Origin of the sequence: Cronobacter malonaticus LMG 23826 (assembly GCF_001277215.2) — a bacterium.
In the GTDB taxonomy this organism is placed as follows: Bacteria; Pseudomonadota; Gammaproteobacteria; order Enterobacterales; family Enterobacteriaceae; genus Cronobacter; species Cronobacter malonaticus.
In genome coordinates, this window is record NZ_CP013940.1 from 224,209 (window position 1) to 248,615 (window position 24,407).

Sequence of the window (24,407 nt, forward strand, 5' to 3'; positions counted from 1 at the left end):
GAGGAGTAATACAATGGCAGTTGTTAAATGTAAACCGACATCTCCGGGTCGTCGCCACGTTGTTAAAGTGGTTAACCCTGAGCTGCACAAGGGCAAACCTTTTGCTCCGTTGCTGGAAAAAAACAGCAAATCCGGTGGTCGTAACAACAATGGCCGTATCACCACTCGTCACATCGGTGGTGGTCACAAACAGGCCTACCGTATTGTTGACTTCAAACGCAACAAAGACGGTATCCCGGCAGTTGTTGAACGTCTTGAGTACGATCCGAACCGCTCCGCGAACATCGCGCTGGTTCTGTACAAAGACGGCGAGCGCCGTTACATCCTGGCCCCTAAAGGCCTGAAAGCTGGCGACCAGATTCAGTCTGGCGTTGATGCTGCAATCAAACCAGGTAACACCCTGCCGATGCGCAACATCCCGGTTGGTTCTACTGTTCACAACGTAGAAATGAAACCAGGTAAAGGCGGTCAGCTGGCGCGTTCTGCTGGTACCTATGTTCAGATCGTTGCTCGTGACGGTGCTTATGTCACCCTGCGTCTGCGTTCTGGCGAAATGCGTAAAGTGGAAGCTGACTGCCGCGCGACTCTGGGCGAAGTTGGTAACGCTGAGCATATGCTGCGCGTTCTGGGTAAAGCAGGTGCTGCACGCTGGCGTGGTGTTCGTCCTACCGTTCGCGGTACGGCGATGAACCCGGTGGATCACCCACATGGTGGTGGTGAAGGTCGTAACTTTGGTAAGCACCCGGTAACTCCGTGGGGCGTTCAGACCAAAGGTAAGAAGACCCGCAGCAACAAGCGTACTGATAAATTCATCGTACGTCGCCGTAGCAAATAATTTTAGAGGATAAGCCATGCCACGTTCTCTCAAGAAAGGTCCTTTTATTGACCTGCACTTGCTGAAGAAGGTAGAGAAAGCGGTGGAAAGCGGTGACAAGAAGCCCCTGCGCACTTGGTCCCGTCGTTCAACGATCTTTCCAAACATGATCGGTTTGACCATCGCTGTCCATAATGGTCGTCAGCACGTTCCAGTCTTTGTTTCCGACGAAATGGTTGGTCACAAACTGGGTGAATTCGCACCGACCCGTACTTATCGCGGTCACGCGGCTGATAAAAAAGCCAAGAAGAAATAAGTAGGAGGAAGAGATGGAAACTATCGCTAAACATCGCCATGCTCGTTCTTCTGCTCAGAAGGTTCGCCTGGTGGCTGACCTGATCCGCGGTAAGAAAGTGTCGCAGGCTCTGGATATTCTGACCTACACCAATAAGAAAGCGGCTGTATTGGTTAAGAAAGTCCTGGAATCTGCCATTGCTAACGCTGAACACAACGATGGCGCTGACATTGACGATCTGAGAGTCACGAAAATTTTCGTAGACGAAGGCCCGAGCATGAAACGCATTATGCCGCGTGCGAAAGGTCGTGCAGATCGCATTCTGAAGCGCACCAGCCACATCACTGTGGTTGTGTCCGATCGCTGAGACTCTGGAGACTAGCAATGGGTCAGAAAGTACATCCTAATGGTATTCGCCTGGGTATTGTAAAACCATGGAACTCTACCTGGTTCGCGAACACCAAAGAATTCGCTGACAACCTGGACAGCGACTTTAAAGTTCGTCAGTACCTGAACAAGGAACTGGCTAAAGCGTCTGTATCTCGTATCGTTATCGAGCGTCCGGCTAAAAGCATCCGTGTAACCATTCACACTGCTCGCCCGGGTATCGTTATCGGTAAGAAAGGTGAAGACGTCGAAAAACTGCGTAAGGGCGTAGCGGATATCGCTGGCGTGCCTGCACAGATCAATATCGCCGAAGTTCGTAAACCTGAACTGGACGCAAAACTGGTTGCTGACAGCATCACTTCTCAGCTGGAACGTCGTGTTATGTTCCGTCGTGCTATGAAGCGTGCTGTACAGAACGCCATGCGTCTGGGCGCTAAAGGTATCAAAGTTGAAGTTAGCGGCCGTCTGGGCGGCGCTGAGATCGCACGTACCGAATGGTACCGTGAAGGTCGCGTTCCGCTGCACACTCTGCGCGCTGACATCGACTACAACACCTCCGAAGCGCACACCACTTACGGTGTAATCGGCGTTAAAGTGTGGATCTTCAAAGGTGAGATCCTTGGTGGTATGGCTGCTGTTGAACAACCGGAAAAACCGGCTGCTCAACCGAAAAAGCAGCAGCGTAAAGGCCGTAAATAAGGAGCGTCGCTGATGTTACAACCAAAGCGTACAAAATTCCGTAAAGTGCACAAAGGCCGCAACCGTGGTCTGGCGCAGGGTACGGATGTTAGCTTCGGCACTTACGGTCTTAAAGCTGTTGGCCGTGGTCGTCTGACTGCCCGTCAGATCGAAGCAGCACGTCGTGCAATGACCCGTGCAGTTAAGCGTCAGGGTAAGATCTGGATCCGTGTATTCCCGGACAAACCGATCACCGAGAAGCCGCTGGAAGTGCGTATGGGTAAAGGTAAAGGTAACGTGGAGTATTGGGTTGCCTTGATTCAGCCGGGTAAAGTCCTGTACGAAATGGACGGTGTGCCGGAAGAGCTGGCCCGTGAAGCATTCAAGCTGGCAGCAGCGAAACTGCCGATTAAAACCACCTTTGTAACTAAGACGGTGATGTAATGAAAGCAAAAGAGCTGCGTGAGAAGAGTGTTGAAGAGCTGAACACCGAGCTGCTTAACCTGCTGCGCGAGCAGTTCAACCTGCGTATGCAGGCTGCAAGTGGCCAGCTGCAACAGACTCACCTGTTGAAGCAAGTGCGTCGTGATGTCGCACGCGTTAAGACTTTACTGACTGAGAAGGCGGGTGCGTAATGACCGATAAAATCCGTACTCTGCAAGGTCGCGTTGTTAGCGACAAAATGGAGAAATCCATTGTTGTTGCCATCGAGCGTTTTGTGAAACACCCGATCTACGGTAAATTCATTAAGCGTACGACCAAACTGCACGTACATGACGAGAACAATGAATGCGGTATCGGTGACGTGGTTGAAATCCGCGAATGCCGTCCGCTGTCCAAGACTAAGTCCTGGACGCTGGTTCGCGTTGTAGAGAAAGCGGTTCTGTAATAGAGTAGCGCTCTCTAACAGAATAAACGGCTCAGCGATGAGCCGTTTATTTTTTCTACCCATATCCTGTGAGCGGTGTTATAATGCCGCGCCCTCGATTATGGGGATTTTTAACGACCTGAAGTTAGGTCCCGAAGTAGTAGTTGACATTAGCGGAGCACTGAAATGATCCAAGAACAGACTATGCTGAACGTCGCCGACAACTCCGGCGCGCGTCGCGTAATGTGTATCAAGGTTCTGGGTGGCTCGCACCGTCGCTACGCAGGCGTCGGCGATATCATCAAAATTACCATCAAGGAAGCAATTCCGCGCGGTAAAGTTAAAAAAGGTGATGTGCTGAAGGCGGTAGTGGTGCGCACCAAGAAGGGTGTTCGTCGCCCTGACGGTTCTGTCGTTCGCTTCGATGGCAATGCTTGTGTTCTTCTGAACAACAACAGCGAGCAGCCTATCGGTACGCGTATTTTTGGGCCGGTAACTCGTGAACTTCGTTCTGAGAAGTTTATGAAAATCATCTCTCTGGCACCAGAAGTACTCTAAGGAGCGAATCATGGCAGCGAAAATCCGTCGTGATGACGAAGTTATCGTGTTAACCGGTAAAGATAAAGGTAAGCGCGGTAAAGTAAAAAATGTCCTGTCTTCCGGCAAGGTCATTGTTGAAGGTATCAACCTGGTTAAGAAACATCAGAAGCCGGTTCCGGCCCTGAACCAACCGGGTGGCATCGTTGAAAAAGAAGCTGCTATTCAGGTTTCCAACGTTGCAATCTTCAATGCGGCAACCGGCAAGGCTGACCGTGTAGGCTTTAGATTCGAAGACGGCAAAAAAGTCCGTTTCTTCAAGTCTAACAGCGAAACTATCAAGTAATTTGGAGTAGTACGATGGCGAAACTGCATGATTACTACAAAGACGAAGTAGTTAAAAAACTGATGACTCAGTTCAACTACAATTCTGTCATGCAAGTCCCTCGGGTCGAGAAGATCACCCTGAACATGGGTGTTGGTGAAGCGATCGCTGACAAGAAACTGCTGGACAACGCAGCAGCTGACCTGGCAGCAATCTCCGGTCAAAAACCGCTGATCACCAAAGCACGCAAATCTGTTGCAGGCTTCAAAATCCGTCAGGGCTATCCGATCGGCTGTAAAGTAACTCTGCGTGGCGAACGCATGTGGGAGTTCTTTGAGCGCCTGATCACTATTGCTGTACCGCGTATTCGTGACTTCCGCGGCCTGTCCGCTAAGTCTTTCGACGGTCGTGGCAATTACAGCATGGGTGTCCGTGAGCAGATCATCTTCCCGGAAATCGACTATGACAAAGTCGATCGCGTTCGTGGTTTGGATATTACCATTACCACTACTGCGAAATCTGATGAAGAAGGCCGTGCTCTGCTGGCTGCCTTTGACTTCCCGTTCCGCAAGTAAGGTAGGGTTACTTCATGGCTAAGCAATCAATGAAAGCACGCGAAGTAAAGCGCGTAGCTTTAGCTGAAAAATACTTCGCTAAACGCGCTGAACTGAAAGCGATCATTTCTGATGTGAACGCTTCCGACGAAGATCGTTGGAACGCTGTTCTGAAGCTGCAGACTCTGCCGCGTGATTCCAGCCCGTCTCGTCAGCGTAACCGCTGCCGTCAAACTGGTCGTCCGCACGCTTTCCTGCGGAAGTTCGGGTTGAGCCGTATCAAGGTCCGTGAAGCCGCTATGCGCGGTGAAATCCCGGGTCTGAAAAAGGCTAGCTGGTAATTGTCACCAATTGAATCACGGGAGTAAAGACAGATGAGCATGCAAGATCCGATCGCGGATATGCTGACCCGTATCCGTAACGGTCAGGCCGCGAACAAAGCTGCGGTCACCATGCCTTCCTCCAAGCTGAAAGTGGCAATCGCCAACGTGCTGAAGGAAGAAGGTTTTATTGAAGATTTTAAAGTTGAAGGCGACACCAAGCCGGAACTGGAAGTAACTCTTAAGTACTTCCAGGGTAAAGCTGTTGTAGAAAGCATTCAGCGTGTCAGCCGCCCTGGTCTGCGCATCTATAAGAAAAAAGATGAGCTGCCGAAAGTTATGGCCGGCCTGGGTATCGCGGTTATTTCTACCTCTAAAGGTGTTATGACTGATCGTGCAGCGCGCCAGGCTGGTCTTGGTGGCGAAATTATCTGCTACGTAGCCTAATCGGAGGAAAAAATGTCTCGTGTTGCTAAAGCACCGGTCGTTATTCCTGCCGGCGTTGATGTAAAACTCAACGGTCAGGTTATCACGATCAAAGGTAAAAACGGCGAGCTGACTCGTACTCTCAACGATGCTGTTGAAGTTAAACATGCAGATAACGCTCTGACTTTCGGTCCGCGTGATGGTTACGCAGACGGTTGGGCTCAGGCTGGTACCGCGCGTGCCCTGCTGAATTCAATGGTTATCGGTGTTACCGAAGGCTTCACTAAGAAGCTGCAGCTGGTTGGTGTAGGTTATCGTGCAGCGATCAAAGGGAATGTAGTAAACCTGTCTCTGGGTTTCTCTCATCCTGTTGATCATCAGCTGCCTGCGGGTATCACTGCAGAATGTCCGTCTCAGACTGAAATCGTGCTGAAAGGCGCTGATAAACAGCTGATCGGCCAGGTTGCTGCTGACCTGCGCGCCTACCGTCGTCCTGAGCCTTACAAAGGCAAGGGTGTTCGTTACGCCGACGAAGTCGTGCGTACCAAAGAGGCTAAGAAGAAGTAAGGTAACACTATGGATAAGAAATCTGCTCGTATCCGTCGTGCGACCCGCGCACGTCGCAAGCTCAAAGAGCTTGGTGCGACCCGCCTGGTGGTACATCGTACCCCGCGTCATATTTACGCACAGGTAATCGCCCCGAACGGTTCTGAAGTTCTGGTAGCCGCTTCTACTGTAGAAAAAGCTATCGCTGAGCAACTGAAGTACACTGGAAACAAAGACGCCGCTGCCGCAGTTGGTAAAGCTGTTGCTGAGCGAGCGCTGGAAAAAGGCATCAAAGATGTTTCTTTTGACCGCTCTGGTTTCCAATATCATGGTCGTGTCCAGGCACTGGCAGATGCTGCCCGTGAAGCTGGCCTTCAGTTCTAAGGTAGAGGTGTAAGATGGCTCACATCGAAAAACAAGCTGGCGAACTGCAGGAAAAGCTGATCGCGGTAAACCGCGTATCTAAAACCGTAAAAGGTGGTCGTATTTTTAGCTTCACCGCTCTGACTGTAGTGGGTGATGGCAACGGCCGCGTTGGTTTTGGTTACGGTAAAGCACGCGAAGTTCCGGCAGCGATCCAGAAAGCGATGGAAAAAGCTCGTCGCAATATGATTAACGTCGCGCTGAACCACGGCACCCTGCAGCACCCGGTTAAAGGTGCTCACACGGGTTCTCGTGTATTCATGCAGCCGGCTTCCGAAGGTACCGGTATCATCGCCGGTGGTGCAATGCGCGCCGTTCTGGAAGTCGCTGGGGTTCATAACGTTCTGGCTAAAGCCTATGGTTCCACCAACCCGATCAATGTGGTTCGTGCGACTATTGATGGCCTGGCCAACATGAAGTCCCCGGAAATGGTCGCTGCCAAGCGTGGTAAATCCGTTGAAGAAATTCTGGGGTAATTGACCATGGCAAAGACTATTAAAATCACTCAAACCCGCAGTGCAATCGGTCGTCTGCCGAAACACAAGGCAACGCTGCTTGGCCTGGGTCTGCGTCGTATTGGTCACACCGTTGAGCGCGAGGATACTCCTGCTGTTCGCGGTATGGTCAACGCGGTTTCCTTCATGGTTAAAGTTGAGGAGTAAGAGATGCGTTTAAATACTCTGTCTCCGGCCGAAGGCTCCAAAAAGGCGGGTAAACGCCTGGGTCGTGGTATCGGTTCTGGCCTCGGTAAAACCGGTGGTCGTGGTCACAAAGGTCAGAAATCTCGTTCTGGCGGTGGCGTACGTCGCGGTTTCGAGGGCGGTCAGATGCCTCTGTACCGTCGTCTGCCGAAATTCGGTTTTACTTCTCGTAAAGCAATGATCACTGCAGAAGTTCGTCTGTCTGATCTGGCTAAAGTAGAAGGCGACGTAGTAGACCTGAACACGCTGAAAGCGGCAAACATTATCGGCATCCAGATTGAATTCGCGAAAGTGATTCTGGCTGGTGAAGTTACTCGTCCGGTAACTGTTCGTGGCCTGCGTGTAACTAAAGGCGCTCGTGCTGCTATCGAAGCTGCTGGCGGTAAAATCGAGGAATAAGTAGCAGATGGCTAAACAACCGGGATTAGATTTTCAAAGTGCCAAAGGTGGCCTTGGCGAACTGAAACGCAGACTGCTGTTTGTTATCGGTGCGCTGATTGTGTTCCGAATTGGCTCTTTTATTCCAATCCCTGGTATTGATGCCGCTGTACTTGCCAAACTGCTTGAGCAACAGCGTGGTACCATCATTGAAATGTTCAACATGTTCTCTGGTGGTGCTCTTAGCCGTGCTTCTATCTTCGCTCTGGGTATTATGCCGTATATTTCGGCCTCTATTATTATCCAGCTGTTGACCGTCGTTCATCCGACGCTGGCAGAAATGAAGAAAGAAGGGGAGTCTGGTCGTCGCAAGATCAGCCAGTACACCCGTTACGGTACTCTGGTGCTGGCAATATTTCAGTCGATCGGTATCGCTACTGGTCTGCCGAATATGCCTGGTATGCAAGGCCTGGTAATTAATCCGGGCTTTGCATTCTATTTCACCGCTGTTGTGAGTCTGGTTACCGGGACAATGTTCCTGATGTGGCTGGGCGAACAGATTACTGAACGTGGTATCGGTAACGGTATCTCAATCATAATCTTCGCGGGTATCGTTGCGGGACTTCCGCCGGCCATTGGCCATACCATCGAGCAAGCGCGGCAAGGCGACCTGCACTTCCTCCTGTTGCTGTTGGTTGCAGTATTAGTATTCGCAGTGACTTTCTTTGTTGTGTTTGTTGAGCGTGGTCAGCGCCGTATCGTCGTTAACTATGCGAAACGTCAGCAAGGTCGTCGTGTCTATGCTGCACAGAGCACACATTTACCGCTGAAAGTGAACATGGCTGGGGTTATTCCGGCGATTTTCGCTTCCAGTATTATTCTGTTCCCGGCGACCATCGCGTCATGGTTCGGGGGCGGTACTGGTTGGAACTGGCTGACAACAATTTCGCTGTATTTGCAGCCTGGGCAACCGCTTTATGTGTTACTCTATGCGTCTGCAATCATCTTCTTCTGTTTCTTCTACACGGCGTTGGTTTTCAACCCGCGTGAGACAGCAGATAACCTGAAGAAGTCCGGTGCATTTGTACCAGGAATTCGTCCGGGAGAACAAACGGCGAAGTATATCGATAAAGTAATGACACGCCTGACTTTGGTTGGCGCGCTGTATATTACTTTCATTTGCCTGATCCCGGAGTTCATGCGTGACGCAATGAAAGTTCCGTTCTATTTCGGTGGAACGTCGTTACTTATCGTTGTTGTTGTGATCATGGACTTTATGGCTCAAGTGCAAACTCTGATGATGTCTAGTCAGTATGAGTCTGCATTGAAGAAAGCGAACCTCAAAGGCTATGGCCGTTAATGGTCGCTTGAGAAGTTACGGAGAGTAAAAATGAAAGTTCGTGCTTCCGTCAAGAAATTATGCCGTAACTGCAAAATCGTTAAGCGTGATGGCGTCATCCGTGTGATTTGCAGTGCCGAGCCGAAGCATAAACAGCGTCAAGGCTGATTATCTCGCATATTTTTCTTGCAAAGTTGGGTTGAGCTGGCTAGATTAGCCAGCCAATCTTTTGTATGTCTGTGCGTTTCCATTTGAGTATCCTGAAAACGGGCTTTTCAGCATGGGGCGCATAATCAATATAGTAGGAGTGCATAGTGGCCCGTATAGCAGGCATTAACATTCCTGATCATAAGCATGCCGTAATCGCATTAACCTCGATCTACGGTATCGGCAAAACCCGTTCTAAAGCTATCCTGGCTGCAGTGGGTTTCGCTGAAGATGTTAAGATCAGTGAGCTGTCTGAAGAACAAATCGACACGCTGCGTGACGAAGTTGCCAAATTTGTCGTTGAAGGTGATCTGCGCCGTGAAGTGAGTATGAGCATCAAGCGCCTGATGGATCTTGGTTGCTATCGCGGTTTGCGTCATCGTCGTGGTCTCCCGGTTCGCGGTCAGCGTACCAAGACCAACGCACGTACCCGTAAGGGTCCGCGCAAACCGATCAAGAAATAATCGGGGTGATTGAATAATGGCAAAGGCACCAGTTCGTGCACGTAAACGTGTAAGAAAACAAGTCTCTGACGGCGTGGCTCATATCCATGCTTCTTTCAACAACACCATCGTTACTATTACTGATCGTCAAGGTAACGCTCTGGGTTGGGCAACTGCCGGTGGTTCCGGTTTCCGTGGTTCTCGCAAATCCACTCCGTTCGCAGCTCAGGTTGCAGCAGAGCGTTGCGCAGAAGCCGTGAAAGAATACGGTATCAAGAACCTGGAAGTTATGGTTAAGGGACCGGGTCCGGGCCGCGAATCTACTATTCGTGCTCTGAACGCCGCTGGTTTCCGCATCACTAATATTACTGATGTGACTCCGATCCCTCACAACGGTTGTCGTCCGCCGAAAAAACGTCGCGTATAACGCCCGTTTTTAGGAATGTTGGAGAAAGAAAATGGCAAGATATTTGGGTCCTAAGCTCAAGCTGAGCCGTCGCGAGGGCACAGACCTGTTCCTTAAGTCTGGCGTTCGCGCGATCGATACCAAGTGTAAAATTGAACAAGCTCCTGGCCAGCACGGTGCGCGTAAACCGCGTCTGTCTGACTATGGTGTGCAGTTGCGTGAAAAGCAAAAAGTTCGCCGTATCTACGGTGTGCTGGAGCGTCAGTTCCGTAACTACTATAAAGAAGCCGCGCGTCTGAAAGGCAACACCGGTGAAAACCTGTTGGCTCTGCTGGAAGGTCGTCTGGACAACGTTGTATACCGTATGGGCTTCGGCGCCACTCGTGCAGAAGCACGTCAGCTGGTTAGCCACAAAGCCATCATGGTAAACGGTCGTGTTGTTAACATCGCTTCTTACCAGGTTAGTCCGAACGACGTAGTCAGCGTTCGTGAGAAAGCGAAAAAGCAGTCTCGCGTGAAAGCCGCTCTGGAGCTGGCTGAGCAGCGTGAAAAGCCAACCTGGCTGGAAGTTGATGCTGGCAAGATGGAAGGTACCTTCAAGCGTAAGCCTGAACGCACCGATCTGTCTGCGGACATTAACGAACACCTGATCGTCGAGCTTTACTCCAAGTAAAGCTTAGTACCAAAGAGAGGACACAATGCAGGGTTCTGTGACAGAGTTTCTAAAACCGCGCCTGGTAGATATCGAGCAAGTGAGTTCGACGCACGCCAAGGTGACCCTTGAGCCTTTAGAGCGTGGCTTTGGCCATACTCTGGGTAACGCACTGCGCCGTATTCTGCTTTCATCGATGCCGGGTTGCGCGGTGACCGAGGTTGAGATTGATGGTGTACTGCACGAGTACAGCACCAAAGAAGGCGTTCAGGAAGATATCCTGGAAATCCTGCTCAACCTGAAAGGGCTGGCGGTGAGAGTTCAGGGTAAAGATGAAGTCGTACTTACTCTGAATAAATCTGGCATTGGCCCTGTAACCGCAGCCGACATCACCCATGATGGTGATGTCGAAATCGTCAAGCCGCAGCATGTGATCTGCCACCTGACCGATGAAAACGCATCTATTAGCATGCGTATCAAAGTTCAGCGCGGCCGTGGTTATGTGCCGGCGTCTGCCCGAATTCATTCGGAAGAAGATGAGCGCCCAATCGGCCGTCTGCTGGTCGACGCTTGCTACAGCCCTGTAGAACGTATTGCCTACAATGTTGAAGCAGCGCGTGTAGAACAGCGTACCGACCTGGACAAGCTGGTCATCGAAATGGAAACCAACGGCACAATCGATCCTGAAGAGGCGATTCGTCGTGCGGCGACCATTCTGGCAGAACAACTTGAAGCTTTCGTTGACTTACGTGATGTACGTCAGCCGGAAGTTAAAGAAGAGAAACCAGAATTCGATCCGATCCTGCTGCGCCCTGTTGACGATCTGGAATTGACTGTCCGCTCTGCTAACTGCCTTAAGGCAGAAGCTATCCACTATATCGGTGATCTGGTACAGCGTACCGAGGTTGAGCTGCTCAAAACGCCTAACCTTGGTAAAAAATCTCTTACTGAGATTAAAGACGTGCTGGCCTCCCGTGGTCTGTCTCTGGGCATGCGCCTGGAAAACTGGCCACCGGCAAGCATTGCTGACGAGTAACCGGATCACAGGTTAAGGTTTTACTGAGAAGGATAAGGTCATGCGCCATCGTAAGAGTGGTCGTCAACTGAACCGCAACAGCAGCCATCGCCAGGCTATGTTCCGCAACATGGCAGGTTCTCTGGTTCGTCATGAAATCATCAAGACGACCCTGCCGAAAGCGAAAGAGCTGCGTCGCGTAGTTGAGCCGCTGATTACTCTTGCCAAGACTGACAGCGTTGCTAATCGTCGTCTGGCATTCGCCCGTACTCGTGATAACGAGATCGTGGCAAAACTGTTTAACGAGCTGGGCCCGCGTTTCGCGAGCCGTGCCGGTGGTTACACTCGTATTCTGAAGTGTGGCTTCCGTGCTGGTGACAACGCTCCGATGGCATACATCGAGCTGGTTGATCGCGCCGAGCCGCAAGCAGAAGCAGCTGCAGAGTAATTTGCAGTGAAGTGAAAAAACCCGCCTCGGCGGGTTTTTTTATACCTGTTGTTTCTTGCATCAATCGCCTATGCTTCTTCTCTGTTCTTCTTTCTCATTCCCTGTCAGGAGGCCGCTATGTGGTTAATGGATCAGTGGGCTGAGCGTCATATTCTCGAAGCCCAGCAAAAAGGCGAATTCGACAATCTACCCGGTACTGGCGAGCCGTTAATCCTGAATGACGATTCTCATTTGTCCCCTGAGCTACGGGTAGGTTATCGGCTATTGAAAAATGCAGGCTTTCTTCCTCCCGAACTTGAAGCGCGGAAAGAAGCGCTGATGCTTAACGATCTGCTTGCGGAAATTAACCAGCAGCATCCGGATTACCAGCATGTCTGTAAAAGGCTGACGTTACTTGAGCTGAAATTAAAACAGGCTGGATTGAGTACAGACTTTTTACATGGCAGTTATGCCCGCGCTGTCGCCAGTAAAATGGAGGAGTAACCATGTACCGTATTGGAGAGCTTGCTCGTCTGGCTGACGTTACGCCTGACACTGTGCGTTATTACGAGAAGCAAAAGATGATGGAGCATGAAATCCGCACCGAAGGTGGTTTCAGGCTCTATACAGAAAACGATTTGCGGCGCCTGCGCTTTATCCGACATGCGCGTCAGCTCGGCTTTACGCTCGAGGCGATACGCGAGCTATTATCGATCCGAATTGATCCCGAGCATCACACCTGTCAGGAGTCGAAGAGTATTGTTCAGGCGCGACTGCATGAAGTGGACAGCAGAATACAGGAATTACAAAACATGCGCGCTTCGCTGCAAAAGCTAAATGATGCGTGCTGCGGAACGGCACACAGCAGTGTTTATTGCTCGATCCTGGAAACACTCGAGCAAGGCGCGAACGGTGAGAGCGGCCAACATTGATCTTTTTCATGAGCAAGCCTACACTTGCCGCGAATTCAGCACAGGAGTATTTATGAACCGGTACAAACATACGAAGGGGCAAATTCAGGATAATGCGATTGAGGCCCTGCTACATGATCCACTGTTTCGCCAGCGCGTTGAAAAGAATCTAAAAGGGAAAGGCAGCTATCAGCGTAAAGCGAAACACGGTAAGAGAGGTAACTGGGAGGCCAGTGGCAAACAAGCAAATCGCTTTTTTACCACTGGCCTTCTGCTTTCAGGAACGGTTAAGGACGATGTTCGTTCTGTTGTTTCAGCAAATCACGGATTTCGGTAAGCAGCACTTCTTCTTTGCTGGGGCCCGGAGCTTCCTTCGGTTTTTTCTGGTGTAATTTATTAATTACCTTAATTGCCAGGAAAATAGCGAAAGCGACGATTACAAAATCGAATACGTTCTGAATAAACACACCATAATGCATGATAACCGCTGGCGTATCGCCAACCGCAGGGCGTAATGTCAAAGCGAACTGCTTGAAGTCGATACCGCCGATCAGTAACCCTAGTGGCGGCATAATAATATCGGCAACAAGTGACGAGACAATCTTACCGAAAGCCGCACCGATAATGACACCCACTGCCAGGTCCACCACATTTCCGCGCATCGCGAATTCACGAAACTCTTTAAAAAAACTCATTTTTAACTCCCTGGATTTCAAAGCCTACCTAAGTCTAACAAAGGAAATATGATTTTCCATTTTCGCGCTGGTTTGCAAATGACTTTTGTAGCCCTGCAAATATTGCGGATAATATGGCACGAAAATAATAAAGGCGGCCGCAGCCGCCAGATAATTATAAAAAGAACGGGCTTGGCTGGAACAGGCGCTCGACATCGGTGACGAATTTTTTATCGGTCAGGAACATAATCACGTGGTCGCCCTGCTCGATACGTAAATTGTCATTGGCGATCATGACATCATTACCGCGAACAACGGCACCGATAATGGTGCCTGGCGGCAGTTTGATATCATCGATGACCCGCCCGACTACCCTGGACGTCGTTTCGTCGCCATGCGCTACGGCTTCGATAGCTTCAGCTACACCACGGCGTAAAGAGGAAACGCTGACGATATCGGCCTTGCGCACATGGCCAAGCAGCGCGGAAATCGTGGCTTGTTGCGGCGAGATAGCTATATCGATCACACTTCCCTGCACCAGATCCACATAAGCGCGCCGCTGGATCAGCACCATAACTTTTTTGGCACCCATCCGTTTGGCGAGCATAGCGGACATAATATTCGCTTCGTCATCGTTAGTGACAGCAATAAAGAGATCCACCTGATCGATATGCTCTTCCGCGAGCAGTTCCTGATCCGACGCGTCGCCATAAAAAACGATCGTATGCTGGAGTTTTTCGGCAAGCTCCGCCGCGCGCTGTTGATCGCGCTCGATAAGCTTAACGCTGTAGTCTTTTTCCAGCCGCTGCGCGAGGCCTGCGCCGATATTGCCGCCGCCGACCAGCATGATGCGTTTATATGGCTTTTCAAGACGCTGAAGTTCGCTCATGACAGCGCGAATATGTTGCGATGCCGCGATAAAGAACACCTCATCGCCTGCCTCCACAATAGTGGAACCCTGCGGTCTGATCGGCCTGTCGTGGCGAAAAATAGCGGCCACGCGGGTGTCGATATGCGGCATATGTTCGCGCATGGTCGACAGCGCATTGCCGACCAGCGGCCCGCCATAATAGGCTTTTACCACCGCGAGGCTGACTTTACCTTCGGCGAAATTCACCACCTGCAACGCGCCCGGATATTCAATCAGCCGGTAGATATTATCAATGACCAGCTGTTCGGGAGCTATCAGATGATCGATGGGCACCGCCTCAGGCGTGAACAGACGCTCGGCGTCACGGACATAATCTGGCGCACGGATACGCGCGATGCGGTTGGGCGTATTGAAAAGCGAATACGCCACCTGGCAGGCAATCATGTTTGTTTCATCTGAGCTGGTCACCGCAACCAGCATATCCGCGTCATCGGCACCGGCTTCGCGCAGAACGCGCGGATGGGAGCCGTGTCCCTGCACGACGCGCAGATCAAATTTATCCTGAAGGACGCGAAGGCGATCGCTGTTGGTATCGACAACGGTAATGTCGTTATTTTCACCCACCAGGTTTTCCGCCAGGGTGCCGCCCACCTGACCGGCACCCAAAATGATAATTTTCATTGTTGTGCTTCACCCATGCGGGGCCGCCAGCGGGCCCGGTTACTTTTTAATTAGCTTAGCGTAAAAGAAGCCGTCGCCTTCGGTGGCGCCGGGCAGATTCTGAATGCCGGGTGTATGCTGCGATCCCGTACCGTCCAACTGCGCATCCGGCGTTCTGGTTAAAAACGCCCGAATCTGTTCGCTATTTTCATCCGGTAAAACGGAGCAGGTGGCATACAGCAATGTACCGCCCGGTTTGAGATGCGGCCAGATAGCGTCGAGAATTTCAGACTGCAATTGTGCCAGCTCATTAATATCAGAATCACGACGCAGCCATTTAATATCCGGATGACGGCGGATAACGCCGGTGGCGGAGCAGGGAGCATCAAGAAGGATTCGATCGAATTGCGTATCGCCGCACCAGGTCGACGGGAAACGCCCATCACCCACTTTAACGTCGGCTTTCACCTTCAGACGTTTGAGATTTTCATAGACGCGGGAAATACGCTGTGCGTCCACATCGACGGCCATTACGCTTGCTTGCGGCGCGGCTTCCAGAATATGCGTAGTTTTTCCGCCTGGTGCGGCGCACAGATCGAGAATCGTCTCACCGTTTTGCGGCGCTAACAGCTCGACACAGCCCTGTGCCGAGGCGTCCTGAACCGTAACCCAGCCCTGCTCAAAGCCAGGCAGCGCGCTCACCGGCGCTGGTGCGTCAAGGCGTATGGCGTCCGGGTAACGCGGGTGGATATGTCCCGTCATGCCGTTTTCTTCCAGCAGCGTAAGCCATTCATCGCGAGAATGATGCTGGCGATTGACGCGAAGCCACATCGGGGGGCGTTCGTTGTTCGCTTCCACAATGGCTTGCCACTCCCGGGGCCAGGCGGTTTGAAGCCTGTTCAGCAACCACATCGGGTGTAACCAGCGCGCATCCTGGCCGGCAAATTCAGCCAGCAGTTCGTCCTGCTGGCGCTGAAATTGACGCAATACGCCATTAATCAGCCCTTTAAACTGCATGCGCTTAATAGCAACTGCGCCTTCTACCGTCTCAGCCAACGCCGCGTGTGGCGGGATGCGGGTATAAAGAAGCTGATACAAGCCCACCATGATTAAATAATGAATGGTGCGTTGCTTACCCGTCATCGGGCGTGACATTAGTTTATTGATAAGCCATTCGAGCTGCGAGAGCGTGCGCAGCACGCCGAAACAGAGTTCCTGTAACAGCGCTTTGTCTTTATCAGAGACTTTATGCTGGAGCGGCGGCAGAACGGTACTTAGGGACTGGCCTTTTTCGACTACCTGTTCGATAGCCTGCGCCGCCAGACTGCGGAGATTAATGGATTTTTTCATAGCCACGGGCAGGTTAACCTGCGTCTGAAATAAAAAGACCCGGAAAACCGGGCTGTTAATGCCGACACTCAGGCGAGGATATTGCCTGGCGTAAACCACTCCCGGCGGGAGTTTAAGATATCCTGCGCTGACATCGGTTTTTTACCGGCAGGCTGGAGTTCTTCCAGATTAAGGATGCCATCAGTCGTCGCTATCTGGATACCCTGTTTACCGGCATCAAGAATAGTGCCTGGTGCAGCGTTACTCTGCTGATGGATAACCGACGCCTTCCAGACTTTCACAGGCTGTTCGTCAATCATGAAAAAGCTGACCGGCCAGGGGTTAAACGCGCGGATACAGCGTTCAAGCCGCACAGCGGAAAGCGTCCAGTCGAGACGGGCCTCTTCTTTACTGAGCTTCTCTGCATACGTCGCCTGTACGTCATCCTGCTTTTCAGGAACTGCGCGGCCTGCGGCCAAATCCTCAAGCGTGGCGAGCAGCCCTTGCGGGCCAAGCTGTGCCAGCTTGTCATACAGAGAGGCGCTGGTGTCCTCATCAGTAATCGGGCAGGAAAGCTTACGCAACATGTCGCCGGTATCGAGCCCTTTGTCCATTTGCATGATAGTCACGCCGGTTTCGGCATCGCCCGCCCACAGCGAACGCTGAATAGGCGCCGCACCGCGCCAGCGCGGAAGCAGCGAGCCGTGTACGTTAATACAGCCCAGGCGAGGCATCGCCAGCACCGCTTCCGGAAGAATCAAACCGTAAGCGACGACCACCATGACATCGGCATTCAGCGCGGCCACAAGCTCCTGGTTCTCCGCGGGACGCAGAGATTTCGGCTGAAAGACCGGAATGTCGTTTTCCTGCGCCAGCACTTTTACCGGCCCTGGCATCAGCTTTTTGCCACGGCCCGCCGGACGGTCTGGCTGAGTGAACACGCCAACTACCTGATGCGAAGAGGATAACAGCGCGTCAAGATGACGCGCTGCGAAATCCGGCGTACCGGCGAAGATAATGCGAAGTGACTCGGACACGTTATTCCCTGTCTTTATTTAACCTGCGGCTTTCGCCTTCATGCGATCCAGTTTTTCAACTTTCTGCCGAATACGCTGGCGCTTCATTGGCGACAGGTAATCGATAAACAATTTACCGACCAGATGATCCATTTCATGCTGAATGCAGATGGCCAGCAGGCCGTCGGCTTCCAGTTCAAACGGCTTCCCGTCGCGGTCAAGCGCGCGGATTTTGACTTTCTCGGCACGTGGCACAAAAGCGCGCTGTTCCGGGATAGACAGGCAACCTTCTTCGATGCCGGTTTCGCCGGACTGTTCCAGCAGCTCAGGGTTAATAAGCACCAGGCGCTCATCACGGTTTTCAGAAACATCAATCACGATAATGCGCTGATGAATATCCACCTGGGTTGCAGCAAGCCCAATGCCTTCTTCGGCGTACATCGTGTCGAACATATCATCAACGATACGCTGAATATCTGCATTAACTTCTGTAACCGGTTCAGCGACGATGCGAAGCCGCTCGTCCGGAATATGTAATACCTGCAAAACTGACATAAATTTCCAGAGCTGTATTCAAGAGTTGAAAGGATCTTAACCTCTATTCTAGACAAATCCCCCTTTGATTGACAGCATCAGCAACGAATCACAGGGATTAGAGAATGGCGGCTGGCGGGGGATAGCGCGATGTCACCAACGGAGATTTGGTTACGCCTGATGGCGGTGTATAGCCTCGGCGGTGAAATAATGGTTCGGGCTTTCAAACGGCTGCAAAATATGCCCGGCGATCCCGCTCTGGCATTACGGCTGGCGGGGCTGAACATTAAGCAACGCACGCTCTTTTTTAATTATCCGCAGGCAAAGCTTGAGGCGGTTCTGCGCTGGCTTGATATGCCGGGGCATCATCTGATTACCGCGCTGTCGCCAGAGTATCCCGTTGCTCTACGCGCGATCGACTGTTTTCCTGGTGCGTTGCTGGTGGCAGGCGATCCCCGGGCACTGTCCCGCCCGCAACTGGCCGTCGTCGGTAGTCGCCATCATTCCTGGTATGGCGAACAGTGGGGAAGCAAACTCTGCTATGCGCTAGCCGAAAGCGGCCTCACCTTAACCAGTGGGCTTGCGCTGGGGATTGATGCTATTGCGCATCGCAGCGCGCTTAAGGCGCAGGGGAAAACCATCGCTGTGCTGGGCAACGGCCTTGCGCAGATCTATCCGGCGCGTCACCGTAAACTGGCGGAGGAGATCGTAGAACGGGGCGGTGCGCTCGTGTCCGAGTTTCCGTTTGAAGCACAACCCCGCCCGGCTCACTTCCCAAGGCGTAATCGCATCATCAGTGGCTTAGGCGTCGGCGTGCTGGTGGTGGAGGCGGCGTTACGCAGCGGCTCGCTGGTCACTGCCCGTTGCGCACTGGAACAAGGCCGGGAGGTTTTCGCACTCCCTGGGCCTGTTGGTAATCCCGGTTGCGAAGGCCCGCACTGGCTGATTCAGCAAGGCGCTGTCGCCGTTACGCATCCTCAGGACATTATCGATTATTTACAAAACGAGCTGCCCTGGCTCACGACTGTGAATTATTCACCGGATCAAGAGGAAGGTGCATTGCCATTTCCCGAGCTGTTGGCTAACGTAGGAGATGAGGTTACACCTGTTGACGTCGTCGCTGAACGTGCCGGCCAACCTGTGCCATTGACGGTAGCCCAGCTACTCGAACTGGAGTTAGCAGGATGGATCGCAGCTGTACCCGGCGGCTATGTCCGAGTGAGGAGGGCAGGCCATGTTCGACGTACTAATGTATTTGTTTGAAACCTATATCCATAACGAAGCTGAGATGCGCGTTGACCAGGATAAGCTGACGCGGGACCTGACGGATGCGGGTTTTGATCAGGAAGATATCTTTAATGCGCTGTTATGGCTGGAAAAGCTGGCGGATTATCAGGATGGCCTTTCCGCGCCGATGCAACTGGCGTCGGATCCACTCTCAATGCGTATTTATACCGCAGAAGAGTGCCAGCGGCTGGACGCCAGCTGTCGGGGGTTCCTGCTGTTTCTGGAACAAATTCAGGTGCTGAATCTCGAAACTCGTGAAATGGTCATTGAGCGCGTCATGGCGCTGGATACTGCCGAGTTTGATTTAGAAGATCTCAAGTGGGTCATCCTGATGGTGCTGTTTAACATCCCCGGATGTGAAAACGCCTATCAACAAATGGAAGAACTGCTCTTTGAAGTGAATGACGGTATGCTGCACTGATATTTTCAGCGCAGTGGTGAATTATGGCAAGGTCAGCACTCTTTTCAGTGCCCAAACACGAGCCCTGCCCAAAATGCGGGGCTGAACTTCTTATCCGTTCCGGGAAGCATGGTCCTTTCCTGGGATGTTCGCATTATCCTGAGTGTGATTACGTTCGCCCGCTGAAAAGCCAGGCGGACGGTCACATTGTTAAAGTGCTCGAAGGCCAGCAATGCCCGGCATGTGACGCGACGCTGGTGCTCCGGCAGGGGCGTTTTGGGATGTTTATCGGCTGCAGCCGATATCCTGAATGTGAGCATACTGAGCAGATCGACAAACCTGACGAAACCGCATTGCGCTGCCCGCAGTGTAGCGATGGTCATCTGGTTCAGCGCCGGTCGCGCTTTGGCAAAACCTTCTATTCCTGCGATCGCTATCCCGAATGCCAGTTTGTGATTAATACCAGACCGGTGGCGGGCGAGTGCCCGGAATGTCATTATCCCCTCCTTACAGAAAAGAAAACCGCGCAGGGCATAAAACGCTTCTGCGCCAGTAAACAATGTGGAAAGCCGGTAACGGCGGAAAAAGACAGTGAAGAATAATCAGCCTGCGGACGCGATATCGTCTATTGTCGACGTCCTTAAAAAAGAACAAGTCATCGCTTATCCAACTGAAGCCGTATTTGGCGTCGGGTGCGATCCCGACAGCGAAACCGCTGTCAAACGTCTGCTTGAATTAAAGCAACGCCCGATGGAAAAAGGACTCATCCTGATTGCGGCAAATTTTGAACAACTTAAGCCCTATATAGATGACGCTGTGCTGACGCCCGAACAGCATGAAGCGGTGTTCGCTCGCTGGCCAGGGCCAGTGACGTTTGTTTTTCCGGCGAAACCGTCGACACCACGCTGGCTGACAGGCCGTTTCGACTCGCTGGCGGTGCGCGTCACGAATCATCCGCAGGTGATTGCGCTTTGCGAAGCCTTTGGCAAGCCGCTGGTTTCAACCAGCGCGAATCTCTCCGGCCTTGAGCCATGCCGCACGGCGCAGGAAGTGCTGGCGCAGTTCGGCGATGATTTCCCTGTGCTTCACGGCGCAACGGGCGGCAGACAAAATCCATCCGAAATCCGTGATGCGTTGACGGGTGAACTTTTCCGACAAGGGTAACGCATGGAAACCTACGCTGTTTTTGGTAATCCGGTCTCGCACAGTAAATCGCCGTTTATTCACCAGCAATTTGCGCAGCAGTTACAGATTACGCATCCGTATGGCCGCGTGCTGGCGCCGCTTGATAATTTTGTGAAGACGCTGGAAAACTTCTTCAGCGCAGGTGGTAAGGGCGCAAACGTGACGGTGCCTTTTAAAGAGCAGGCGTTTGCCCGCGCCGATGAGCTGACGGAAAGAGCGGCGCTTGCCGGTGCGGTTAACACGCTTAAACGGCTCGAAGATGGCCGTTTACTGGGCGACAACACGGATGGTATTGGTCTTTTAAGCGATCTTGAGCGCCTCGGCATGATCCAGCCACGTTACCGGATCCTTCTGGTGGGTGCTGGCGGCGCGGCGCGGGGCGTCTTGTTGCCTCTGCTGTCCCTGGATTGCGTAGTAACCATTACTAACCGCACCTTTGCCCGCGCGCAGGAACTGGCGACGCTCTTCAGTCATACCGGTAGTGTCAACGCCATTGCACTTACCGATCTGGCGGATCATGAGTTCGATCTCATTATTAATGCCACTTCCAGCGGGATTCATGGCGAGATCCCGGCGCTTCCGCCTTCGCTGCCTGGTAAAACAACGATGTGCTATGACATGTTCTATCAGAAAGGACTGACGCCTTTTCTTGCATGGTGTCAGGCGCAGGGCGCAACGCAACTGGCTGACGGGCTTGGAATGCTGGTGGGCCAGGCAGCGCACGCGGTTCTGCTCTGGCATGGTGTCCTGCCGGAGGTAGTGCCTGTCATTGAGAAGCTCAGGCAGGAGCTGGCGCAATGAACCAGGCAATTCAGTTCCCGGATCGTGAACACTGGGATGAGCAGCGGCAGGCGATTTGTTTTCCGGCGCTGGTGCGTGGAATAGTGCTCACCTGTGCCATTCCGCAGTCTGTGCTGGTGGCCCGTTTTTCAGGCACGTCGCCCGAAGAATGGATAGCTGCTTTCCGTCAGCATCGCTGGGACCTTGAAGAAGAGGCTGAGCAGCTAATCGCTGCTCAGGCAGAGGACGATCAGGGTTGGGTTTGGCTTTCCTGAGCCAGATATTCATCTTTCCACTTCACATAATTGTTTGCCGAGTAGCGCAACCCTTCAAGCTCTGTGTCTTTTAATTGGCGAATCTGTTTTACCGGGCTGCCGAGATAAAGGTAGCCGCTTTCCAGACGCTTATTCTGCGGCACCAGACTTCCCGCCCCTATCATTACGTCATCTTCTATAACGGCACCGTCAAGCACGATCGATCCCATACCGACCAGGACGCGATTGCCAATAGTGCAGCCATGCAGCATCACTTTATGCCCAACGGTAACATCTTCACCAATAATTAACGGATTACCCTCGGGGTTATAAGAAGACTTATGGGTAACGTGCAATACGCTGCCATCCTGAATATTAGTGCGCGTGCCAACCGCAACGTAATTAACGTCGCCCCGGATCACCACAAGGGGCCAGACGCCGACATCGTCAGCCAGTCTCACATCGCCAATCACCACGCTTGAGCTATCAACCATCACTCGCTGGCCTGTGGTCGGGAAGGTGTTTTTATACGGACGTAATACAGAAGAAGACATGCTCGCCTCGTTTTCTTATCAATCGTAAGAAGACTTTGGTTGGATTCTGGCGGCTGTGCAAGCGCAAATGTGTCTGTTCGTTGAGCAGATCGCGCGGGATCGCAACAATAAGAATGAAAAAACAGCAGTTGAAAGAAAAGATCGAAAAAAGGGTTGTGCTGAAAACTGAGATCCCTATAATGCGCCTCCATCGAGACGGCAATGTGAAGCACTTCACGAAATAGCCGGCGCGATGAGAGAAAAATCCTGAAATTAAGGGTTGACTCTGAAAGAGGAAAGCGTAATATACGCCACCTCGCGACAGCAGGCCGAAAGGCGCGTCGCACTGCTCTTTAACAATTTATCAGACAATCTGTGTGGGCACTCGGGGCATTGATATCTTAACGTCTACGGACGATAAACGAATATCAAGTCTCAAGTGAACAACAGTTAATTCATTACGAACTAACAGTTTAATTCTTTGAGCATCAGACTTTTAATTGAAGAGTTTGATCATGGCTCAGATTGAACGCTGGCGGCAGGCCTAACACATGCAAGTCGAACGGTAACAGGGAGCAGCTTGCTGCTTCGCTGACGAGTGGCGGACGGGTGAGTAATGTCTGGGAAACTGCCTGATGGAGGGGGATAACTACTGGAAACGGTAGCTAATACCGCATAACGTCTTCGGACCAAAGTGGGGGACCTTCGGGCCTCATGCCATCAGATGTGCCCAGATGGGATTAGCTAGTAGGTGGGGTAACGGCTCACCTAGGCGACGATCCCTAGCTGGTCTGAGAGGATGACCAGCCACACTGGAACTGAGACACGGTCCAGACTCCTACGGGAGGCAGCAGTGGGGAATATTGCACAATGGGCGCAAGCCTGATGCAGCCATGCCGCGTGTATGAAGAAGGCCTTCGGGTTGTAAAGTACTTTCAGCGGGGAGGAAGGCGTTGTGGTTAATAACCACAGCGATTGACGTTACCCGCAGAAGAAGCACCGGCTAACTCCGTGCCAGCAGCCGCGGTAATACGGAGGGTGCAAGCGTTAATCGGAATTACTGGGCGTAAAGCGCACGCAGGCGGTTGATTAAGTCAGATGTGAAATCCCCGGGCTCAACCTGGGAACTGCATTTGAAACTGGTCAGCTTGAGTCTCGTAGAGGGGGGTAGAATTCCAGGTGTAGCGGTGAAATGCGTAGAGATCTGGAGGAATACCGGTGGCGAAGGCGGCCCCCTGGACGAAGACTGACGCTCAGGTGCGAAAGCGTGGGGAGCAAACAGGATTAGATACCCTGGTAGTCCACGCCGTAAACGATGTCGACTTGGAGGTTGTGCCCTTGAGGCGTGGCTTCCGGAGCTAACGCGTTAAGTCGACCGCCTGGGGAGTACGGCCGCAAGGTTAAAACTCAAATGAATTGACGGGGGCCCGCACAAGCGGTGGAGCATGTGGTTTAATTCGATGCAACGCGAAGAACCTTACCTGGTCTTGACATCCAGAGAATCCTGCAGAGATGCGGGAGTGCCTTCGGGAACTCTGAGACAGGTGCTGCATGGCTGTCGTCAGCTCGTGTTGTGAAATGTTGGGTTAAGTCCCGCAACGAGCGCAACCCTTATCCTTTGTTGCCAGCGGTTCGGCCGGGAACTCAAAGGAGACTGCCGGTGATAAACCGGAGGAAGGTGGGGATGACGTCAAGTCATCATGGCCCTTACGACCAGGGCTACACACGTGCTACAATGGCGCATACAAAGAGAAGCGACCTCGCGAGAGCAAGCGGACCTCATAAAGTGCGTCGTAGTCCGGATTGGAGTCTGCAACTCGACTCCATGAAGTCGGAATCGCTAGTAATCGTGGATCAGAATGCCACGGTGAATACGTTCCCGGGCCTTGTACACACCGCCCGTCACACCATGGGAGTGGGTTGCAAAAGAAGTAGGTAGCTTAACCTTCGGGAGGGCGCTTACCACTTTGTGATTCATGACTGGGGTGAAGTCGTAACAAGGTAACCGTAGGGGAACCTGCGGTTGGATCACCTCCTTACCTGAAAGATACAACCTCGTAGTGCTCACACAGATTGTCTGATAGAAAGTAAAGAAGCAGGGTTGTCTGCGAAAGCGAAGTCCCTTTCGTCTAGAGGCCCAGGACACCGCCCTTTCACGGCGGTAACAGGGGTTCGAATCCCCTAAGGGACGCCACCTGCTGGTAATGAGTGAAAGGCGTTACCGATTGATAT

The 24,407-nt window shown here is 52.2% G+C and carries 39 protein-coding genes, 1 tRNA gene and 1 rRNA gene; 35 read left to right on the top strand and 6 right to left on the bottom strand.

Translation table 11 applies throughout. The features are described from left to right. Window positions 1-13: 13 nt before the first annotated feature. The 27 genes from rplB (at window position 14) to AFK66_RS20905 (ending at window position 12,989) form a co-directional block, all read left to right on the top strand. Window positions 14-835, top strand: a complete 822-nt coding sequence (gene rplB / locus AFK66_RS01015; RefSeq protein ID WP_000301864.1) for a 50S ribosomal protein L2 — start codon at window positions 14-16, stop codon at window positions 833-835. 16 nt (window positions 836-851) lie between these two features. Then, window positions 852-1,130, top strand: coding sequence for a 30S ribosomal protein S19 (gene rpsS / locus AFK66_RS01020; RefSeq protein ID WP_001138115.1), 279 nt, complete (start codon window positions 852-854; stop codon window positions 1,128-1,130). 13 nt (window positions 1,131-1,143) lie between these two features. Beyond that, window positions 1,144-1,476: a 50S ribosomal protein L22 gene (rplV, locus tag AFK66_RS01025; RefSeq protein ID WP_023897873.1), complete on the top strand. Its 333-nt coding sequence runs from the start codon at window positions 1,144-1,146 to the stop codon at window positions 1,474-1,476. Window positions 1,477-1,493: 17 nt separating this feature from the next. Then, entirely contained in the window at window positions 1,494-2,195 is a 702-nt protein-coding gene (rpsC, locus tag AFK66_RS01030; RefSeq protein ID WP_004388607.1) for a 30S ribosomal protein S3, read from the top strand. A gap of 12 nt (window positions 2,196-2,207) precedes the next feature. Continuing rightward, window positions 2,208-2,618: a 50S ribosomal protein L16 gene (gene rplP, locus AFK66_RS01035; RefSeq protein ID WP_004388608.1), complete on the top strand. Its 411-nt coding sequence runs from the start codon at window positions 2,208-2,210 to the stop codon at window positions 2,616-2,618. After that, the gene (gene rpmC, locus AFK66_RS01040) at window positions 2,618-2,809 is read left to right on the top strand and encodes a 50S ribosomal protein L29 (RefSeq protein WP_004388609.1); all 192 of its coding nucleotides are present in this window, start codon (window positions 2,618-2,620) and stop codon (window positions 2,807-2,809) included. The genes rplP and rpmC overlap by 1 nt, the downstream gene beginning before the upstream one ends. Further along, on the top strand, window positions 2,809-3,063 hold the full coding sequence (gene rpsQ / locus AFK66_RS01045) for a 30S ribosomal protein S17 (RefSeq protein ID WP_000130100.1): 255 nt from the start codon (window positions 2,809-2,811) through the stop codon (window positions 3,061-3,063). Before rpmC ends, rpsQ begins: the two co-directional genes overlap by 1 nt. A 165-nt stretch (window positions 3,064-3,228) precedes the next feature. Next, a complete protein-coding gene (gene rplN / locus AFK66_RS01050) occupies window positions 3,229-3,600 on the top strand; it encodes a 50S ribosomal protein L14 (protein WP_004388611.1) in 372 nt (123 codons plus the stop codon). A gap of 10 nt (window positions 3,601-3,610) precedes the next feature. After that, the gene (rplX, locus tag AFK66_RS01055) at window positions 3,611-3,925 is read left to right on the top strand and encodes a 50S ribosomal protein L24 (RefSeq protein ID WP_000729185.1); all 315 of its coding nucleotides are present in this window, start codon (window positions 3,611-3,613) and stop codon (window positions 3,923-3,925) included. Window positions 3,926-3,939: 14 nt separating this feature from the next. Then, window positions 3,940-4,479, top strand: a complete 540-nt coding sequence (rplE, locus tag AFK66_RS01060) for a 50S ribosomal protein L5 (protein ID WP_004388613.1) — start codon at window positions 3,940-3,942, stop codon at window positions 4,477-4,479. A 14-nt stretch (window positions 4,480-4,493) separates the two neighbouring features. Next, window positions 4,494-4,799: a 30S ribosomal protein S14 gene (gene rpsN / locus AFK66_RS01065; RefSeq protein ID WP_004388614.1), complete on the top strand. Its 306-nt coding sequence runs from the start codon at window positions 4,494-4,496 to the stop codon at window positions 4,797-4,799. Window positions 4,800-4,832: 33 nt separating this feature from the next. Continuing rightward, window positions 4,833-5,225 carry a 30S ribosomal protein S8 gene (gene rpsH / locus AFK66_RS01070; RefSeq protein ID WP_007702493.1) on the top strand — a complete coding sequence of 131 codons (393 nt, stop codon included), beginning with the start codon at window positions 4,833-4,835 and terminating at the stop codon, window positions 5,223-5,225. A gap of 12 nt (window positions 5,226-5,237) precedes the next feature. Continuing rightward, window positions 5,238-5,771, top strand: coding sequence for a 50S ribosomal protein L6 (rplF, locus tag AFK66_RS01075; RefSeq protein ID WP_004388616.1), 534 nt, complete (start codon window positions 5,238-5,240; stop codon window positions 5,769-5,771). 9 nt (window positions 5,772-5,780) lie between these two features. After that, window positions 5,781-6,134, top strand: a complete 354-nt coding sequence (rplR, locus tag AFK66_RS01080; RefSeq protein ID WP_000358956.1) for a 50S ribosomal protein L18 — start codon at window positions 5,781-5,783, stop codon at window positions 6,132-6,134. Between the two features lie 14 nt (window positions 6,135-6,148). After that, window positions 6,149-6,649: a 30S ribosomal protein S5 gene (rpsE, locus tag AFK66_RS01085; protein ID WP_004388617.1), complete on the top strand. Its 501-nt coding sequence runs from the start codon at window positions 6,149-6,151 to the stop codon at window positions 6,647-6,649. Between the two features lie 6 nt (window positions 6,650-6,655). Then, a complete protein-coding gene (rpmD, locus tag AFK66_RS01090; protein WP_001140434.1) occupies window positions 6,656-6,835 on the top strand; it encodes a 50S ribosomal protein L30 in 180 nt (59 codons plus the stop codon). Window positions 6,836-6,838: 3 nt separating this feature from the next. Further along, the gene (gene rplO / locus AFK66_RS01095) at window positions 6,839-7,273 is read left to right on the top strand and encodes a 50S ribosomal protein L15 (protein ID WP_004388618.1); all 435 of its coding nucleotides are present in this window, start codon (window positions 6,839-6,841) and stop codon (window positions 7,271-7,273) included. Between the two features lie 7 nt (window positions 7,274-7,280). Then, complete coding sequence (gene secY / locus AFK66_RS01100; protein WP_004388619.1) at window positions 7,281-8,612, top strand: preprotein translocase subunit SecY; 1,332 nt, start codon at window positions 7,281-7,283, stop codon at window positions 8,610-8,612. A 30-nt stretch (window positions 8,613-8,642) separates the two neighbouring features. Continuing rightward, window positions 8,643-8,759, top strand: a complete 117-nt coding sequence (rpmJ, locus tag AFK66_RS20900; protein WP_000868187.1) for a 50S ribosomal protein L36 — start codon at window positions 8,643-8,645, stop codon at window positions 8,757-8,759. A gap of 146 nt (window positions 8,760-8,905) precedes the next feature. Beyond that, window positions 8,906-9,262, top strand: coding sequence for a 30S ribosomal protein S13 (gene rpsM, locus AFK66_RS01105; RefSeq protein ID WP_004388620.1), 357 nt, complete (start codon window positions 8,906-8,908; stop codon window positions 9,260-9,262). 16 nt (window positions 9,263-9,278) lie between these two features. After that, a complete protein-coding gene (gene rpsK / locus AFK66_RS01110) occupies window positions 9,279-9,668 on the top strand; it encodes a 30S ribosomal protein S11 (protein ID WP_004388621.1) in 390 nt (129 codons plus the stop codon). Window positions 9,669-9,699: 31 nt separating this feature from the next. Beyond that, the gene (rpsD, locus tag AFK66_RS01115; RefSeq protein WP_004388622.1) at window positions 9,700-10,320 is read left to right on the top strand and encodes a 30S ribosomal protein S4; all 621 of its coding nucleotides are present in this window, start codon (window positions 9,700-9,702) and stop codon (window positions 10,318-10,320) included. Between the two features lie 25 nt (window positions 10,321-10,345). Next, the gene (locus AFK66_RS01120; protein ID WP_004388623.1) at window positions 10,346-11,335 is read left to right on the top strand and encodes a DNA-directed RNA polymerase subunit alpha; all 990 of its coding nucleotides are present in this window, start codon (window positions 10,346-10,348) and stop codon (window positions 11,333-11,335) included. Between the two features lie 40 nt (window positions 11,336-11,375). Continuing rightward, window positions 11,376-11,762 carry a 50S ribosomal protein L17 gene (rplQ, locus tag AFK66_RS01125; protein ID WP_004388624.1) on the top strand — a complete coding sequence of 129 codons (387 nt, stop codon included), beginning with the start codon at window positions 11,376-11,378 and terminating at the stop codon, window positions 11,760-11,762. A gap of 117 nt (window positions 11,763-11,879) precedes the next feature. Next, entirely contained in the window at window positions 11,880-12,245 is a 366-nt protein-coding gene (locus AFK66_RS01130; RefSeq protein ID WP_007778675.1) for a DnaJ family domain-containing protein, read from the top strand. Window positions 12,246-12,247: 2 nt separating this feature from the next. Next, complete coding sequence (gene zntR / locus AFK66_RS01135) at window positions 12,248-12,673, top strand: Zn(2+)-responsive transcriptional regulator (RefSeq protein ID WP_007778673.1); 426 nt, start codon at window positions 12,248-12,250, stop codon at window positions 12,671-12,673. 52 nt (window positions 12,674-12,725) lie between these two features. Then, entirely contained in the window at window positions 12,726-12,989 is a 264-nt protein-coding gene (locus tag AFK66_RS20905) for an alternative ribosome-rescue factor A (RefSeq protein ID WP_071602982.1), read from the top strand. Here AFK66_RS20905 and mscL read toward each other — a convergent pair. The 5 genes from mscL to def all read right to left on the bottom strand — a co-directional run bounded on the left by mscL (window position 12,940) and on the right by def (window position 17,757). Next, window positions 12,940-13,347 carry a large-conductance mechanosensitive channel protein MscL gene (mscL, locus tag AFK66_RS01140; protein WP_007778669.1) on the bottom strand — a complete coding sequence of 136 codons (408 nt, stop codon included), beginning with the start codon at window positions 13,345-13,347 and terminating at the stop codon, window positions 12,940-12,942. The two genes, AFK66_RS20905 and mscL, sit on opposite strands and share 50 nt — an antisense overlap. Before the next feature lie 154 nt (window positions 13,348-13,501). Continuing rightward, window positions 13,502-14,878 carry a Trk system potassium transporter TrkA gene (gene trkA / locus AFK66_RS01145; protein WP_004388629.1) on the bottom strand — a complete coding sequence of 459 codons (1,377 nt, stop codon included), beginning with the start codon at window positions 14,876-14,878 and terminating at the stop codon, window positions 13,502-13,504. A gap of 39 nt (window positions 14,879-14,917) precedes the next feature. Further along, the gene (rsmB, locus tag AFK66_RS01150; protein WP_023897877.1) at window positions 14,918-16,207 is read right to left on the bottom strand and encodes a 16S rRNA (cytosine(967)-C(5))-methyltransferase RsmB; all 1,290 of its coding nucleotides are present in this window, start codon (window positions 16,205-16,207) and stop codon (window positions 14,918-14,920) included. A gap of 68 nt (window positions 16,208-16,275) precedes the next feature. Continuing rightward, entirely contained in the window at window positions 16,276-17,223 is a 948-nt protein-coding gene (gene fmt / locus AFK66_RS01155; protein WP_023897879.1) for a methionyl-tRNA formyltransferase, read from the bottom strand. 18 nt (window positions 17,224-17,241) lie between these two features. Then, window positions 17,242-17,757 (bottom strand): peptide deformylase, encoded by a 516-nt coding sequence (gene def, locus AFK66_RS01160; RefSeq protein ID WP_007778662.1) that lies wholly within the window; start codon window positions 17,755-17,757, stop codon window positions 17,242-17,244. Between the two features lie 129 nt (window positions 17,758-17,886). Between def and dprA the strand changes: the two genes are divergently transcribed. From dprA to AFK66_RS01190, 6 genes are read left to right on the top strand one after another with little or no spacing between them, the layout of a single operon-like run. Continuing rightward, window positions 17,887-18,999, top strand: a complete 1,113-nt coding sequence (gene dprA / locus AFK66_RS01165) for a DNA-protecting protein DprA (protein ID WP_007778660.1) — start codon at window positions 17,887-17,889, stop codon at window positions 18,997-18,999. Further along, complete coding sequence (smg, locus tag AFK66_RS01170) at window positions 18,971-19,444, top strand: DUF494 family protein Smg (protein WP_004388634.1); 474 nt, start codon at window positions 18,971-18,973, stop codon at window positions 19,442-19,444. Before dprA ends, smg begins: the two co-directional genes overlap by 29 nt. Before the next feature lie 23 nt (window positions 19,445-19,467). After that, window positions 19,468-20,025: a DNA topoisomerase family protein gene (locus AFK66_RS20910; RefSeq protein ID WP_032970996.1), complete on the top strand. Its 558-nt coding sequence runs from the start codon at window positions 19,468-19,470 to the stop codon at window positions 20,023-20,025. Next, the gene (gene tsaC / locus AFK66_RS01180; protein ID WP_007778653.1) at window positions 20,015-20,587 is read left to right on the top strand and encodes an L-threonylcarbamoyladenylate synthase type 1 TsaC; all 573 of its coding nucleotides are present in this window, start codon (window positions 20,015-20,017) and stop codon (window positions 20,585-20,587) included. The genes AFK66_RS20910 and tsaC overlap by 11 nt, the downstream gene beginning before the upstream one ends. A 3-nt stretch (window positions 20,588-20,590) precedes the next feature. Then, complete coding sequence (gene aroE, locus AFK66_RS01185; protein ID WP_007778650.1) at window positions 20,591-21,409, top strand: shikimate dehydrogenase; 819 nt, start codon at window positions 20,591-20,593, stop codon at window positions 21,407-21,409. Beyond that, entirely contained in the window at window positions 21,406-21,663 is a 258-nt protein-coding gene (locus AFK66_RS01190; RefSeq protein WP_007778648.1) for a DUF1488 family protein, read from the top strand. Before aroE ends, AFK66_RS01190 begins: the two co-directional genes overlap by 4 nt. On the opposite strand, the gene AFK66_RS01195 is transcribed toward AFK66_RS01190, so the two are convergent. Next, complete coding sequence (locus AFK66_RS01195; protein ID WP_007778643.1) at window positions 21,639-22,196, bottom strand: gamma carbonic anhydrase family protein; 558 nt, start codon at window positions 22,194-22,196, stop codon at window positions 21,639-21,641. The two genes, AFK66_RS01190 and AFK66_RS01195, sit on opposite strands and share 25 nt — an antisense overlap. 476 nt (window positions 22,197-22,672) lie before the next feature. On the opposite strand from AFK66_RS01195, the gene AFK66_RS01200 reads away from it, so the two are divergent. Further along, window positions 22,673-24,214: ribosomal RNA gene (locus AFK66_RS01200) — 16S ribosomal RNA — on the top strand. A 79-nt stretch (window positions 24,215-24,293) separates the two neighbouring features. Continuing rightward, window positions 24,294-24,369: transfer RNA gene (locus AFK66_RS01205), tRNA-Glu, on the top strand. Window positions 24,370-24,407 lie beyond the last annotated feature (38 nt).

Coding starts and splice junctions, on each gene's coding strand:
- rplB (WP_000301864.1), top strand. CDS start 14: ATGGCAGTTGTTAAATGTAAACCGACATCTCCGGGTCGTCGCCACGTT.
- rpsS (WP_001138115.1), top strand. CDS start 852: ATGCCACGTTCTCTCAAGAAAGGTCCTTTTATTGACCTGCACTTGCTG.
- rplV (WP_023897873.1), top strand. CDS start 1,144: ATGGAAACTATCGCTAAACATCGCCATGCTCGTTCTTCTGCTCAGAAG.
- rpsC (WP_004388607.1), top strand. CDS start 1,494: ATGGGTCAGAAAGTACATCCTAATGGTATTCGCCTGGGTATTGTAAAA.
- rplP (WP_004388608.1), top strand. CDS start 2,208: ATGTTACAACCAAAGCGTACAAAATTCCGTAAAGTGCACAAAGGCCGC.
- rpmC (WP_004388609.1), top strand. CDS start 2,618: ATGAAAGCAAAAGAGCTGCGTGAGAAGAGTGTTGAAGAGCTGAACACC.
- rpsQ (WP_000130100.1), top strand. CDS start 2,809: ATGACCGATAAAATCCGTACTCTGCAAGGTCGCGTTGTTAGCGACAAA.
- rplN (WP_004388611.1), top strand. CDS start 3,229: ATGATCCAAGAACAGACTATGCTGAACGTCGCCGACAACTCCGGCGCG.
- rplX (WP_000729185.1), top strand. CDS start 3,611: ATGGCAGCGAAAATCCGTCGTGATGACGAAGTTATCGTGTTAACCGGT.
- rplE (WP_004388613.1), top strand. CDS start 3,940: ATGGCGAAACTGCATGATTACTACAAAGACGAAGTAGTTAAAAAACTG.
- rpsN (WP_004388614.1), top strand. CDS start 4,494: ATGGCTAAGCAATCAATGAAAGCACGCGAAGTAAAGCGCGTAGCTTTA.
- rpsH (WP_007702493.1), top strand. CDS start 4,833: ATGAGCATGCAAGATCCGATCGCGGATATGCTGACCCGTATCCGTAAC.
- rplF (WP_004388616.1), top strand. CDS start 5,238: ATGTCTCGTGTTGCTAAAGCACCGGTCGTTATTCCTGCCGGCGTTGAT.
- rplR (WP_000358956.1), top strand. CDS start 5,781: ATGGATAAGAAATCTGCTCGTATCCGTCGTGCGACCCGCGCACGTCGC.
- rpsE (WP_004388617.1), top strand. CDS start 6,149: ATGGCTCACATCGAAAAACAAGCTGGCGAACTGCAGGAAAAGCTGATC.
- rpmD (WP_001140434.1), top strand. CDS start 6,656: ATGGCAAAGACTATTAAAATCACTCAAACCCGCAGTGCAATCGGTCGT.
- rplO (WP_004388618.1), top strand. CDS start 6,839: ATGCGTTTAAATACTCTGTCTCCGGCCGAAGGCTCCAAAAAGGCGGGT.
- secY (WP_004388619.1), top strand. CDS start 7,281: ATGGCTAAACAACCGGGATTAGATTTTCAAAGTGCCAAAGGTGGCCTT.
- rpmJ (WP_000868187.1), top strand. CDS start 8,643: ATGAAAGTTCGTGCTTCCGTCAAGAAATTATGCCGTAACTGCAAAATC.
- rpsK (WP_004388621.1), top strand. CDS start 9,279: ATGGCAAAGGCACCAGTTCGTGCACGTAAACGTGTAAGAAAACAAGTC.
- rpsD (WP_004388622.1), top strand. CDS start 9,700: ATGGCAAGATATTTGGGTCCTAAGCTCAAGCTGAGCCGTCGCGAGGGC.
- AFK66_RS01120 (WP_004388623.1), top strand. CDS start 10,346: ATGCAGGGTTCTGTGACAGAGTTTCTAAAACCGCGCCTGGTAGATATC.
- rplQ (WP_004388624.1), top strand. CDS start 11,376: ATGCGCCATCGTAAGAGTGGTCGTCAACTGAACCGCAACAGCAGCCAT.
- AFK66_RS01130 (WP_007778675.1), top strand. CDS start 11,880: ATGTGGTTAATGGATCAGTGGGCTGAGCGTCATATTCTCGAAGCCCAG.
- zntR (WP_007778673.1), top strand. CDS start 12,248: ATGTACCGTATTGGAGAGCTTGCTCGTCTGGCTGACGTTACGCCTGAC.
- AFK66_RS20905 (WP_071602982.1), top strand. CDS start 12,726: ATGAACCGGTACAAACATACGAAGGGGCAAATTCAGGATAATGCGATT.
- mscL (WP_007778669.1), bottom strand. CDS start 13,347: ATGAGTTTTTTTAAAGAGTTTCGTGAATTCGCGATGCGCGGAAATGTG.
- trkA (WP_004388629.1), bottom strand. CDS start 14,878: ATGAAAATTATCATTTTGGGTGCCGGTCAGGTGGGCGGCACCCTGGCG.
- rsmB (WP_023897877.1), bottom strand. CDS start 16,207: ATGAAAAAATCCATTAATCTCCGCAGTCTGGCGGCGCAGGCTATCGAA.
- def (WP_007778662.1), bottom strand. CDS start 17,757: ATGTCAGTTTTGCAGGTATTACATATTCCGGACGAGCGGCTTCGCATC.
- dprA (WP_007778660.1), top strand. CDS start 17,887: ATGTCACCAACGGAGATTTGGTTACGCCTGATGGCGGTGTATAGCCTC.
- smg (WP_004388634.1), top strand. CDS start 18,971: ATGTTCGACGTACTAATGTATTTGTTTGAAACCTATATCCATAACGAA.
- AFK66_RS20910 (WP_032970996.1), top strand. CDS start 19,468: ATGGCAAGGTCAGCACTCTTTTCAGTGCCCAAACACGAGCCCTGCCCA.
- aroE (WP_007778650.1), top strand. CDS start 20,591: ATGGAAACCTACGCTGTTTTTGGTAATCCGGTCTCGCACAGTAAATCG.
- AFK66_RS01190 (WP_007778648.1), top strand. CDS start 21,406: ATGAACCAGGCAATTCAGTTCCCGGATCGTGAACACTGGGATGAGCAG.
- AFK66_RS01195 (WP_007778643.1), bottom strand. CDS start 22,196: ATGTCTTCTTCTGTATTACGTCCGTATAAAAACACCTTCCCGACCACA.